Below are 12,522 nucleotides of genomic sequence, written 5' to 3' on the forward strand. Positions count from 1 at the left end.
GTTCTTGGCTGTGAAATGTCCAGCGTCTCGTAGTGGCACCAACCTGTGAGTCTCGCCGGAGTGTCTTTCGTGGGATCGCCCGAAAATCGCACGTCGCGTGGCCGAAGTACGACTCGACACCGTTGTATGACCGAGGTTCGCTAGCCGGACTGGAGTCGGACGTTCGTACTGTTTCGGAAGCGTGGTTCGATCATGACGCCCATACCTCCGTTGAGCTGTTCGTCTGTACGGTTCCGCTGGCCTACTTTCGATTCAACCCTCACGATCGCTACGCGAACTCGACACGCTATGAGATGGCCACGCTCTTTCGCCTGTTCGTGCTGAAAGAACTCCACGGGTGGGACCACGAGACAGCACTCGTTGAGTACCTCAAACGTCGTTCTGACATCCGTGAGCAACTGAGTATCGAGTCGATTCCCGATCAGTCGACGCTGTGGCGAAGTTGGCACACACGCTTCACGGAAAATCTCCGAGAGACTATCGAAACGGTTGCTCGAACGATCCTCATCACCGCTCAGAACGCGGGCATCACGGTCCCGCGTGAACCGGATCGAACGCTCCGGCACCACGATACTGAATCCGGTCAGCCGGCGCCAGACGATGGAGACGTTCTCGACCAGGCGAGCAAGATCACCGACCACGTCAGCCACATCATCTTCCCCGCGTTCTCGCTTAATCGTGGTGAGGGCTGTGAGATCCACGAGAATGCGTTTTGGGACTTGCAAACGTATCTGGGATTGCGAGAGAATCTCGCCGCGAACGAGGGAGCTCGCAGTTTCATCCACGAGTCGACTCGTGACCGGACTCCGATGGGACACGCGCACCGTGACCATCTTCGTGATCTCTCGATCGAACAGATTCGAGAGATGTATCGGCAAGCGGTGGGTCGCCTCTTAGAAGAGGTCGCAGCGACGGAGGCGTTCTATCGTGCCGGGATCGTAGCGATCGATATCACTGAAGCCGATCCCTTCACAGGTGACCGAACGGGCCACGAAGACGAGATTATCGGGACGAAGGAGAAGACCGACGAATACGCCTACCAGTGGGCGACAGTCCAGCTAGTCGGCAACGCTGTCCCACTCGTCCTCGATGCTCGTCCCGTGCGGAAAGGCGTTACACGCAAGGAAATCGTCGAAGACCTGCTTGACTCTGCGGAGGACCTCGTTCACGTCGATAACGTGCTGATGGATCGAGAGTTCGACAGCCAGCACGTCTTGGAGATGCTCAGCCAGCGCGGGCTCTCGTACGTCGTGCCGAAACGAATGCAGACCAGCGAGAAAGCCCAGGCCAAGCGCCTTCTGCAACGTGATAAGGATCGGTATGAGACCAGCCGGAAGTTGCATCTCGGCGATAACAAGTGGCACCACACGACGCTGATCTACCGTCGAAAGGAGAACTCCGAGCATAACGATTACCGACAGTATTCGGTGTTTATGACGAATCGGAGGAGTGGCCACCTCACCGAGTATGGGTATCGGTGGGAGATCGAGAGTGGGTACAAGTCGATCAAGCGATTTATGGCCGCAACCACGTCGAAGCATTTCGGCCTACGGTTCTTCTACTTCGCGTTCGCGTGTCTCCTGTACTCGATCTGGCGAGCGGTGGATCTGCTCGTACAGGTTGAGTTGACCGGTGAGTACGAGCATTCGCCCATCGTCACAGCCGACAACACACTGACGCTGTTGAAGAAAGAAACGGGAATCGGATAGTGAGGGGACTCTCCCCGTGGTAGCGCGGCGTCTGAGTGGCTACACTATCCGAAGCCTCGGAAATGCCCCGGGTTAGTTTCCAGTTCAACAAGAACACGCGTTTCGAGAGCGATCTGAGGCAGATTCCGTTCGTCAAATCGGTCGAAACTACGCATCACAGGCCCGCTAAACCCACTGTAGTCTCAACTCCACGGGCCCGAGATTTTGTATAGCGATATACGATATACAATTTCCTGTAGTGCGGAATTCCGACGGTAAGAGACTCTAGACTCCCGAATTCTTCCGGTGAGCCGAATACAGCAAGTGGTCCTGATTATGCCAATAATCACGACCACTTTGAAGTACCCCGCCGCCGTCGGTGAAGCACGAATGCTGCAACCGCCTCACGACGGCGCTTCCCCCAGGGTAGAGGCACCGAGACCGGGCCCGCAGGCCGGTGGAGGGCCGGTGGATGCCTGATCGAGCGCTTTCGACGCCGCTCGACGACAGCTTCGAGCGCTACCTCCAGGACAAGGGGAAAGGCCGCGGTGGCGACGGCGGGAACTATCGACGCAACGCTGCACGCGAACTCGAGCGGTTCGCCGAGTGGGCCGCCGGCGACCGCGGCGACGAGGACTGGGCCGGGATCGTCCCTGACGACGTCGACCGAGAGCCGACCTTCTATGACCTCGACGAACGCGTGTTCCGGAAGTACGCCCGGCATCTCGGCGGAGATCGAGGACTCAAGCAGAACACGGTACAAACCTATTACCGCTATATCTCTGCGTGGTGTGGCTGGTGCGTCAACGAGGGGTATCTCGAGGCGCACTACGCGCAGCGGGCGAGCGCGATGGCGCCGCTGCCAGAGGATGACGGCCGCAAGCCCGGCGACCAGCAGGCCTGGACGTCCGAGCAGCGCCATGTGCTTACCCGCCACGTCGACGAACGGGCCCGCGACGCCATCGAGGCGTACACGACACTCCCAGAGGGCACTGACCCCCTCGACAAGCAGCGAGCGCGCTACGCGGCGCTGAAGGCGGCTCGCGACCGCGCCCTCGTGTTTGTCCTCGCGTACACGGCCGTCCGCGTCGGTGAACTCCTCCGGGACCCGAACGACCCGCGTCGACGCGGTGTCCGCTGGGAGGACCTCTCCCTCGACGAGGGGGTAATGGACGTCTACCGGAAGAAACAGCAGTGGGACGCCGCGAGTCTCCCTGACCCGGTGATCTCGCCGCTGCGAAGCTACCGCCAGCTGATGGACCCCCCTACAGAGCGCTGGCCAGTGTTTCCGACGTTCGACCAACGGACGCTTGCAGAACTCGTAATGGATGAACTCACCGACCGAGGGGAACGCTTTGAGGCAATTACTGAGCATCGTGAAGAATACGCTCGAGACCTACTGCTGGCGCTTGATGAGGATATCCGGCCCCCGTCGATTACCACGGACGGCGCACGGTCGATTCTCCAGCGACTCTCAGAGGCCGCAGAGATCGACATCGACCATCCGAAACACGACTATCTGGCGCCCCACGGTGGTCGACGTGGGATGGGTGAAGTGCTCGTTCGAGCCTTCGGATATACCGTCGCCGCCCGGTATCTCGATAATTCGGAGGAGATGGTTCGTGAGCGGTACTCGCATATCGAGGCCGGCGAACTTGGCGATGTGGCGACAGAAGCACTCGACGAAATCGAACCACGACCACAGAGCTGAACGACCGAACTCAGCCCTCAGTTCTCACTCGTCGGGTTCCCTCGTAGAGGGCCGGGAGACCGAGGGGGAGTGCCAGTATGCCGAACCCAATTAGTGCATACTTGGTTCCGCGTGTACGCTGCAGCATCAGAACCGTGGCAACGGCGCCGAGAAGCGCAATCAGGAACGCTGCGTCACTCCAAATAACGTCGTAGGTCGAACAGTACAGCCAGCAAACGAACGTGTATGCCGGGGCGTTCCAGGTCGGAGGCTGGAGTTTCGGCCAGAAGAACCGACAGTACGTCGTCCAGCCCAACATCGCGATGGTCGGCAACCCGATGAGCCACACCGCTGCCCCTCGGTTCCCGTCACCGTATCGCCGGTATCCAGCGAGGAAGAGTGCGGGAAAGCAGAAGACCCACAGCCAGATGCCGACCGTATACGTGACCGGCCAGTGCTCGATCCGGGGCTGTGTAATCGGCAGGCGTAGTGACTCGGGCAGCGTCGCCCACGGAAACGAGGGGTCAGGAATCGGATTCGTGAGGAAGGCGATCAGGCAGAGTCCCGTCCCGACGAGGAGGCCGTATACTCCCAGCGTCGTGTATCGGTCAAGCCATGCTGGAAGCTGCGGACGGGTCGACTGTTGACGGTGATCAGGGAAGCTGGCCATGCTTCATCTGTGTCGGGTCAAGTGTCTCGTTCGAGTGCCTCGCGTCGCTGTTCGTATTCCTCGTCAGTCAGCTCCCCGCGAGCGTAGGCAAGCCGAAGCTCTTCGAGTGCGTGGTCTGAGTCACTCGCATCTCCCGTGACCGCGCGATAGATGAGGTACCCACCACCGACGAGGGCGCCGAGGAACAGGAACTGCATCACGATGCCGACGATGAACATCCAGCCTGGCATCGTCCCGTCGCCCCACATATGACCGCCCCACGTACCACCCATCATCGGACCGAACCCCATCATCCCGAAGCCCATGAAGAACAACGGGAAGATGAATACGGCGCCGATGATGGCGAGGGGGAGCGTAACAAGTCGCGCGTGTGAATTTGTCGGCATACTGTGATCCCTCCGTGAGTTTGGGTTCTCAGGTTATACTACGCACTAACTATTTAATGCGGTTGTGCCTTTTACCTGCGTGTTCCACCCACCGCTATTCTTTTGAATTCCTACTTACTACGGCTCTGGCCCGAACTATCTGAGGGAAAACTGCAAAAAATGACCCCGCCGATGATACATCTATGCAGGTGACGATGGTCGAGGGCATCTTCGAAGCCCTCCGAATCGGTGTCGGATTCCTCTGGACGGCGGCGTGGGCGATCATCATGGGCCTCACGATCACGAGTCTCGTCCAGATCTACGTCTCCAAGGAGCGGATGGCGCAGGTCCTCGGCGACGGTGATCTGAGTGGCCTCACCAAGGCGACTGCGTTCGGCGCGGCCAGTAGTGGCTGTAGTTTCGGCGCCGTCGCTATCGGGAAGGGCTTGTTCAAGAAGGGGGCGCACGGGGTGAACTTCCTCGCGTTCATGTTCGCGTCGACGAACCTCATCGTCGAACTCGGGTTGATGATTCTAATTCTGCTCGGCTGGGAGTTCCTGGTCGCAGAGCTACTGGGCGGACTCATCCTCATCGCCGTGATGGCCGTCATCGTTCATCTCACGCTCCCGGAGAACCTCTTCGACGAGGTGCGAGCGACGCTCAACGAGCGCGACCGTGAGGCGGGCGTCACCGAGGATCCAACCTGCGGGATGGAAGGAAAGGACGAGTACGCGCTTACGACCGACGGCGGTGAGACGCTCAAGTTCTGCTCGGAGGGCTGTATGGAGACCTACCGCCAGGAGATGTCGAGTCGCGGCGGGTGGCGCGACGAGTTGCTGTCGTGGGGTGGCTGGTACAAAGTCGGGAATCAGTACCGCAAGGAGTGGTCGATGATCTGGAAGGACGTCATCGCCGGCTTCCTTATTTCGGGGTTCGTCATCGTCTTCGTCCCCCAGTGGGTGTGGAACACCCTGTTCATCCAGGGCGATGGGCTGCTTGTGACTGCCGAGAACGCGATTATGGGCGTCGCCATCGCCGTCATCAGCTTCGTCGGCAGCATGGGCAACGTCCCGTTTGCCGTCGCGCTCTGGGGCGGCGGTATTAGCTTCGCGGGCGTCATCGCGTTCGTCTACGCCGACCTCATCACGATTCCCGTGTTGAACGTCTACCGGAAGTACTACGGCTGGAAGGTCATGCTGTACATTCTCGGCGTCTTCTTCGTCACGATGGCGTTCACTGGCTTCCTCATGGAACTGCTGTTCGACGCGCTGGGAATAGTCCCGGATTTGGCTGGTGGGGAGACAGCGACCGAGCAAACGTACTTCGAGCTCAACTACACGTTCTACCTCAACCTCATCGCTTTCGCGCTCTCCGGGTTCCTCCTGTACGTTTATCGTCGCGGCCTCGGTGCGCCTGGCCAGTACCGTGACCCCGTCTGCGGGATGCGGACTAACGACAGCGAGCCATCGGCGACCCACGACGGTGAGACGTACTACTTCTGCTCGCAGACCTGCAAGGAGACCTTCGAGGAGGATCCAGACGAATACGCCACCGGGCATCCGATGGTGATGGAGGGACACGACCACTGACGGACAGCTCGTCGAGGGTTCACAGTATCGATTGAGTCCGTCCGTCGTATTTGGACACATCCGCTGACGTGGCCATAATGAACATGCTCCCGTGACTCTTGAGCGGAGAGAATTGGAAGCCGAATTTATGGTACCCGCCTTTGAATTCCGACTGAATGTACGACCGAATTCTCCTGTCGACCGATGGAACCGTTGCGTCTGAAGAGGCTGAAACACACGCACTCGAGCTCGCAGCCGCCCACGACGCAGTCCTTCATGTGCTCTACGTCGTCGACGAGGATGTCGTGACTGCATACAGCGGGGACGAGTACGTCGACGAAGCCGAAGGTCCCGAACACGGCCTCGAAGAACACGGCGAGGAAACGCTTTCCGAACTCCGACGTCGAGCCGCAGAAACCGATGTCGACGTCGAGACGTCGATGCAACATGGCCGCCCCGCTGAGACTATCGTGAATCACGCAGACGACTGTGACGCCGATCTCCTCGTGCTCGGTACCAAACGCCGGCCGGACGAATATCGTGCGTTGCTCGGAAGTGTCACCGACCGCGTTCTCCGATTGACAACTCGTCCGGCCACCGTCGTGAAAACTGAAGCCAGCGAGTAGGAAACTACCGTCAGCTACCGTTCATTATCTGGTATGAGATGGGGGCGCGGTATCTCGCTCAGCAGGTCGATCGTCTGGCAATAGGACTTCCCGGGTTTGATTCTGAGTGCGTGGAGCGTGAGTATCGTCCATTCGGCGAGGTTGGATCCTCGGAAACTGTTTTAGTCCGAAGATACGCCTGTGGAGACTGCGACCGCTGTGTTAACTGACGGTGGCGATTGCTCGTCCGTCGCTGGGTAGGGCGGGGTCGTTCACAATTTTGTCCCTGTTGTATGGTAGCTATCTGTGAGGATTATGAGAAGGAAATTGCAACGGATCAGGGATGCTCCATCGAGGATTTGAACCTCGGTTCTGGGCGTGAGATGCCAAGATGATTGGCCGAGCTACATTAATGGAGCACTTGTAAAGTTATCCGCCGTGGAACAGATTAATACTGTTGACTGTAACTCCGGAAGTATTCGCCACCAGGGGTAGCAAATTCATTCACGCGCTTTGAGACAATATTATCACTCTATTCATATTTATCCGAATAGCAATACAAACAACAAGAGTGCAAGGACTAATACAATAATGGCAATCGATTGCCTGATTCCTGCTCTAAAAGTACCTAGTGTTACATTTTCGTCCCGAGGCTTAGCAACGTTTGATTGTTTCACAATAGCCGTGATACGTCGGACTCCTAACTCGGGATTATTAAGGAGCCATCGAGTCCCTGTGGTGAGATGCACCACAAATTGATCGATGCGAGCAAACGAGTTGGTGGCTCCGTAAACTATTGCTTTGGTCCCAAAGAAAACGGCGGGATTGTAAACATCGTCGAAATCTGGAATGCGACCAATTCGCTTGAGTGGCCGACGTAAGATAGCGAATCCAAGAACACCCGCTATCGCAAGCGCGAGACCCTCACCGATATGACCCAAGGTGAATGTTTCATAATGAATCTCTGACCCGAAGGGGACGATACTGAACAATCCACTGGGGTACACTCCAAAGAGAACACACAGTCCTGCTACTATCCCCATCGCAACTTTCTGTCCTCGGGTTGCGTCGTGGATCTCGCCGTCGTAGTTGCCGTGGAAAAACACATAATAGCCCAGTTTGATAAACGAAAGGAATGTTCCTACGCCGCCAAGTATCAATAGCCACCAAAGGGTCTCCATCTCCCCGTACTCGGCGGCTGATAGAACCATTCCTTTGCTGACGAATCCATTCAAGCCCGGGAATCCTGCGATTGAAAGTGCCGCGATAGAAAAGGCTACGGTCGTCACTGGCAACTTCCTCGCGAGCCCGCCGACGCGTTCCAGACTTTCTTCGCCAGTTCGATAAATCACGACGCCGACGGTCATAAACAAGAGACTCTTGTAGAGGATGTGATTGAAGACGTGACCGAATGCACCAGCAGTGGCGAGTGTTGTTCCTATCCCGACCCCTGCTATCATGTATCCAACCTGTGATTGAATATGATAGGAGAGAAGCCGTCGCATATCACTCTGCATCAGAGCCATGAATGCCCCGAAGACGGCCATTCCGCCACCCATATAGGCAACTGCGAGCTGTCCCTCCGGAAATATTCGATACATCACATAGACTCCTGTTTTCGTCGTATAAACACAGAGAAAAACGCTCGCAGCGATGTGGGGCTTAGGATATGTGTCAGGGAGCCACGTGTGGAGGCCAATGAATCCGACCATAGTGCCGACACCCACGACAGCTAGTACTTGAGGGACAGTGCTGACGATGCCATCAGCCGCCGTAAACAGAAACGAATTAACAGTTGCGTATTGCCAAGCTATCGCTGCCAGTAACAGGCTCCCACCGATTCCATGCCAGAGTGCATACCGGAAGCCCGTTCGAACCGCTTGCCGGCCGTAATGCCAGACAAGCAGCGTACTTCCGATCGACATTAACTCCACAAAGAAAACAAGCGTCAACCAATCACCTGCGAACACGGCCCCAATGCTAGTTCCAACGTAACTGAGGGCAAATGCTGTCTGAACGGTATCGGCATCACTCGCATATGAATAAATAATCCCGATTGAGCCAATGAATGCGAAGATCCCGCCCATCAACCGAGTGAGTGAGTCGACGTACAGGAAAATGGTCGAAAAGCCGAATAAACTTCCAGATATAAGTGCGCCCTCCGGGAGGAGCCATATGTACGGTACAACGACAGCAGTCGCGACCAGGCCGAGAGCATGACTAATCCGGCGGGAGAAAAACGGCGAAAGAATCGCGACGAGCAAGACAGGCACGAACGGTGGTATCAGTGGTAATGTCATTGGCTAGAACCGTCCCGATTAGCTGGTAGTAACTCGTTTACTCCACTGAAGGCGGCGGTGTGCATCTTCGCGGAACAGGAGTTGGCCAAGCTCAACATTGTCTTATTTTCACTTGTATATAACGTGGCGTTCAATCAATTCATTTATGTTGTAAAAAAGGATTCCGACCGAGACAAGTGTCGTGACGAGGTAGGTGATCAGACTGAGCGGCCCACCAACTGCTGTCCCAAGGATTCCACCTGTGAGGCCGACGATTGTGAGTTCAATCCATGTTACGATGATCCGAGACAATAGTTGCGGTTCGGGAGAGAAACGCGTTGCAGTCATCGCACTTGGTCTCGGTTGAACGCAGTCCAAGTGTTATAGTCCCTAGACACCATATTGTTTCTCCATACACTGGTCGGTCGTTGGGTCTGAAGTCGTCTCATTAGTATGTTTCCTCGATATTGATCGGTCCGCTGAACGCTGAATAGAGCACGACAAAGTACACGAGTACGATCGGGAGCAGCACGCTCGCCATGATCGACATGAGATTGAGCGGCAGCGTGGAGATGATCGCCTCTCGGATAGTGAGTCCCGCGGTTCGATCAACGAAGGGGAACAAAAGGGTTGCGACGAGCCCAACGAGTCCGAAGACGAGTGCGGCTGTCGCCGCGAACGCAGCGTAGTACCGACGTCTGCGAAGCGCGACGACATAGATCCCCGTCAAGGTTGCAGTAAGGATCACAAGTGCGACGATGAGGGGTGATCGGAACGAGGAGCGCAGCCCTGGTTCGGTCACGTATATCGCCCCGAGAGTACTGATCGCCACACCAAGATAACCCACGGCAGCTTGAACACCGTAGGTCCGCATTTCGCCTCGCAGCGCGCCGCGGGTTTTCACCCCGAGGAACGCCGCCCCGTCGACGACCGTGAGGACAAGGACTGTGACACCGCCGAGGACCCCTACTGGGGTGATGAGGCCGGTCGCTCCGACCAGCCAATTCATCACGAACAGACCCAAGAGGAACGGCGTAACGGCACTTCCAATAACGAACGAATAACCCCAGAACGTTCGCCAGCGGTCGTCCTCACGTTCCTCATACATCTCTGGGGCGAGTCCTCGGAGGCCAAGTCCTGCGAGAATCGCGAACATCAGCAGGTAGTACCGGCTGAAGAGGTTCGCGTAGACGGACGGAAACGCCGCGAATAATGCCCCACCGAAGACGACGAGCCAGACCTCGTTCCCGTCCCAGAATGGCCCGATGGCGGCCAACAGATGTTCTTTCTCGTGGTCGTCGTCACGGGTCGCAAACAGGATTCCCACACCAAAATCGAAGCCGTCGAGAAAGAGGAACATCCCAAAGATGAAAAACAGCAACGTGAACCAGAGCTCGGCGAGCGGCAAGCCGAACAGCGGCTTCGTGGCCAGCCATCCGAGGTTACTCACCGGACGTCACCTCTGATTCTAAGCCACGGGAAGAATCACTTTGCGTGAGTTCGTCTTTCGAGGGTGGCCCCGATCGGATGATACGACCGACAACGTACGTGTAGAGGCCCAATAACAGGAGGTATCCAGTAACGAATCCGAGGAGGGTGAACGTTGCTTCTGCACCTGTGAGATTTGGAGAGACGCCGGCACCCGTCTTCATCACCCCCTGAATGACCCACGGTTGTCTCCCGACCTCGGTGACGATCCAGCCGACCTCTACGGCGACGAATCCTAGGAGAGAGGACGCCATCAACGCTTTGTGTAGTAGGTCGTCCTCGAAGAGTTCCCCACGCCACCATCGATAGACACCCCAGACGGCCAGCAGAATGAACCAGAACCCGAGCGCAACCATAATCCGGAACGCCCAGAAGACGATCGCTACAGGTGGGGCTTTCGTCGAGAAAGAGTCGAGGCCGCGTATCGTCGCCTGTGGATTTCCGCCGCTAGCGAGCCACGAGGCCCCACCCGGAATGCCAATACCAAAGAGATCTTTCGTGCGTGGGTTCAGCAGATCGCTGACGTCCGTCGGGAACGCAACGATATACTCGGGGACGTAGGAGTCGGTTTCCCAGACGGCTTCCATCGCGGCGAATTTCTGCGGTTGGGTTTCGGAGACATGGCGGGCATACTCATCCCCTTGAATCACCTGTAGTGGGGCCGTGATAATCAGGACGACGAGCGCGATTTTGAGCGTCTTCTCCCAGACATCGATGTGTTCAATCGGGTAGTCCCAGACGTGGTGGCGGAACACGTAGTAGGCGGCGACGCCGGCCATGAAGAGCGCGACCGATTCAACGGCCGCGTTCTGCATGTGGATGAACATATAGGAGAACCGCGGATTGAGATAGGCTGCGAGCGGGTCCGTAAGCTTCACGATTCGCTGGCCGTTCTCGACGACGATTTCGAACCCACGCGGCGTCTGCATCCAGGAGTTTGCGATGAGGATCCAGACGGCCGAGAGCCACGTGCCGAGCCCGACGGCGATACTCGACAGGAAGTATAGCCAGTCTGACACACGGTCACGGCCGAAGACGAATATTCCAAGGAACGTCGCTTCCAGCATGAACGCCATCATCCCTTCGAGGGCGAGTGGTCCACCGAACAGCTCTCCAGCGGTTGTCGAGAATGCGGCGAAGTTCGTTCCGAATTCGAACTCAAGAACGAGTCCCGTTACGGTTCCGACGACGAAGCTCACCGCAAAGATTCGTGTCCAGAACCGACGAAGCTGCTCGTACACTGGCTGTCCCGTCCGAACCTCTTTCCATGTGAAATAGATGAGAAACGGTGCGAGGCCCATACTCATCACTGGGAAGATGATGTGGACGATGGTGGTGAGCGCGAACTGGAGACGGCTCGCAAGAACGGGATCAACCATCGGTTTCCCCTCGGCGGATATTTCTATTGGTCTGAACGATGATCCGCAGACCGAGTGAAAAATGGACCCCTGTCGGATGGAATGCCATCATTCCGACTTTGCGACTTCGGTATGTCAAATGAGGGCGGTGTCCTACGTATTGGGAATCCGCGTTAGCCCCTTATGCTGGGGTCTTTGATAACGAAGATATGGAGCGTCGTCAGGTGCTCAAGACAGCCGGACTTCTCGCAACAGGTGGCGTAACCAGTCTCGCAGGATGTAGTAGTTCAGGGAACGGAGATGGTGGTGAGTCGACCACGAGTGAGTCACAGGCGACCGATGGCTCGAGCGGTTCGAATACGGTTATGATGGTTACCGAGGGTAGCAACTATTACTTTGATCCCATCGGCCTATTCGTTGAATCCGGGGAGACGGTCACGTTCGAAATTCAGAGTGGGAGTCACTCGGCGACTGCCTACAAAGAAGGAACAAGTTCGGCATCGGTAACTCGGATACCTAACGAGGCAGAAACGTTCAATAGCGAAATATTGAGTGAACAGGGCGCGACCTACGAGCATACGTTCGAAACTACAGGTACATACGATTACTTCTGTATCCCACACAAACCTATGGGGATGGTCGGTCGAATCGTCGTCGGCGAACCAGAGGGTCCTGCCGAAGGGAGTATGCCGCCGGATGGAGATGTTCCTGAAAGCCAGACTATCGTCGATCAGGGTAGCGTCTCGTACAGTGAGTTCTCTGGGTAGGTCAGTAGTAGCTGGCAAACACGCCTTGCCCGCGTAGCCACTGG

At 56.8% G+C, this 12,522-nt stretch carries 10 protein-coding genes and 1 pseudogene; 5 read left to right on the plus strand and 6 right to left on the minus strand.

The window, feature by feature from the left end:
• Nucleotides 1-32: 32 nt before the first annotated feature.
• Together LPA46_RS10130 and LPA46_RS10135 are read left to right on the plus strand one after the other, a co-directional pair.
• Nucleotides 33-1,709, plus strand: coding sequence for a transposase (locus LPA46_RS10130; protein ID WP_089649982.1), 1,677 nt, complete (start codon nucleotides 33-35; stop codon nucleotides 1,707-1,709).
• 451 nt (nucleotides 1,710-2,160) lie between these two features.
• Nucleotides 2,161-3,399: a phage integrase SAM-like domain-containing protein gene (locus tag LPA46_RS10135; protein ID WP_230892411.1), complete on the plus strand. Its 1,239-nt coding sequence runs from the start codon at nucleotides 2,161-2,163 to the stop codon at nucleotides 3,397-3,399.
• Nucleotides 3,400-3,409: 10 nt separating this feature from the next.
• Here LPA46_RS10135 and LPA46_RS10140 read toward each other — a convergent pair whose 3' ends face one another.
• On the minus strand, nucleotides 3,410-4,048 hold the full coding sequence (locus LPA46_RS10140; RefSeq protein ID WP_230892412.1) for a hypothetical protein: 639 nt from the start codon (nucleotides 4,046-4,048) through the stop codon (nucleotides 3,410-3,412).
• A gap of 17 nt (nucleotides 4,049-4,065) precedes the next feature.
• The gene (locus LPA46_RS10145) at nucleotides 4,066-4,434 is read right to left on the minus strand and encodes an SHOCT domain-containing protein (protein WP_230892413.1); all 369 of its coding nucleotides are present in this window, start codon (nucleotides 4,432-4,434) and stop codon (nucleotides 4,066-4,068) included.
• A gap of 182 nt (nucleotides 4,435-4,616) precedes the next feature.
• On the opposite strand from LPA46_RS10145, the gene LPA46_RS10150 reads away from it, so the two are divergent.
• Both LPA46_RS10150 and LPA46_RS10155 read left to right on the plus strand, forming a co-directional pair.
• Nucleotides 4,617-6,002, plus strand: coding sequence for a permease (locus tag LPA46_RS10150; RefSeq protein WP_230892414.1), 1,386 nt, complete (start codon nucleotides 4,617-4,619; stop codon nucleotides 6,000-6,002).
• 155 nt (nucleotides 6,003-6,157) lie between these two features.
• Entirely contained in the window at nucleotides 6,158-6,607 is a 450-nt protein-coding gene (locus tag LPA46_RS10155; RefSeq protein WP_230892415.1) for a universal stress protein, read from the plus strand.
• Between the two features lie 47 nt (nucleotides 6,608-6,654).
• On the opposite strand, the pseudogene LPA46_RS10160 reads toward LPA46_RS10155, so the two are convergent.
• The 4 genes and pseudogenes from LPA46_RS10160 to LPA46_RS10175 all read right to left on the minus strand — a co-directional run.
• Nucleotides 6,655-6,756, minus strand: a pseudogene (locus LPA46_RS10160) (IS5/IS1182 family transposase); the annotation flags it as partial.
• 372 nt (nucleotides 6,757-7,128) lie between these two features.
• The gene (locus tag LPA46_RS10165; RefSeq protein ID WP_230892416.1) at nucleotides 7,129-8,886 is read right to left on the minus strand and encodes a Na(+)/H(+) antiporter subunit D; all 1,758 of its coding nucleotides are present in this window, start codon (nucleotides 8,884-8,886) and stop codon (nucleotides 7,129-7,131) included.
• 427 nt (nucleotides 8,887-9,313) lie between these two features.
• On the minus strand, nucleotides 9,314-10,315 hold the full coding sequence (gene cydB / locus LPA46_RS10170) for a cytochrome d ubiquinol oxidase subunit II (RefSeq protein WP_230892417.1): 1,002 nt from the start codon (nucleotides 10,313-10,315) through the stop codon (nucleotides 9,314-9,316).
• Nucleotides 10,308-11,732 (minus strand): cytochrome ubiquinol oxidase subunit I, encoded by a 1,425-nt coding sequence (locus tag LPA46_RS10175; RefSeq protein WP_230892418.1) that lies wholly within the window; start codon nucleotides 11,730-11,732, stop codon nucleotides 10,308-10,310. The genes cydB and LPA46_RS10175 overlap by 8 nt, the downstream gene beginning before the upstream one ends.
• Before the next feature lie 188 nt (nucleotides 11,733-11,920).
• On the opposite strand from LPA46_RS10175, the gene LPA46_RS10180 reads away from it, so the two are divergent.
• Nucleotides 11,921-12,478 carry a plastocyanin/azurin family copper-binding protein gene (locus tag LPA46_RS10180; protein ID WP_230892419.1) on the plus strand — a complete coding sequence of 186 codons (558 nt, stop codon included), beginning with the start codon at nucleotides 11,921-11,923 and terminating at the stop codon, nucleotides 12,476-12,478.
• Nucleotides 12,479-12,522 lie beyond the last annotated feature (44 nt).

This window comes from Halobacterium sp. KA-6 (assembly GCF_021029015.1).
In the GTDB taxonomy this organism is placed as follows: Archaea; Halobacteriota; Halobacteria; order Halobacteriales; family Halobacteriaceae; genus Halobacterium.

What these genes read in the sequence shown, in the direction of transcription:
- LPA46_RS10180 (WP_230892419.1), top strand. Translation starts at nt 11,921, where the DNA reads ATGGAGCGTCGTCAGGTGCTCAAGACAGCCGGACTTCTCGCAACAGGT.
- LPA46_RS10165 (WP_230892416.1), bottom strand. Translation starts at nt 8,886, where the DNA reads ATGACATTACCACTGATACCACCGTTCGTGCCTGTCTTGCTCGTCGCG.
- LPA46_RS10175 (WP_230892418.1), bottom strand. Translation starts at nt 11,732, where the DNA reads ATGGTTGATCCCGTTCTTGCGAGCCGTCTCCAGTTCGCGCTCACCACC.
- LPA46_RS10155 (WP_230892415.1), top strand. Translation starts at nt 6,158, where the DNA reads ATGTACGACCGAATTCTCCTGTCGACCGATGGAACCGTTGCGTCTGAA.
- LPA46_RS10150 (WP_230892414.1), top strand. Translation starts at nt 4,617, where the DNA reads ATGCAGGTGACGATGGTCGAGGGCATCTTCGAAGCCCTCCGAATCGGT.
- LPA46_RS10145 (WP_230892413.1), bottom strand. Translation starts at nt 4,434, where the DNA reads ATGCCGACAAATTCACACGCGCGACTTGTTACGCTCCCCCTCGCCATC.
- LPA46_RS10140 (WP_230892412.1), bottom strand. Translation starts at nt 4,048, where the DNA reads ATGGCCAGCTTCCCTGATCACCGTCAACAGTCGACCCGTCCGCAGCTT.
- LPA46_RS10135 (WP_230892411.1), top strand. Translation starts at nt 2,161, where the DNA reads ATGCCTGATCGAGCGCTTTCGACGCCGCTCGACGACAGCTTCGAGCGC.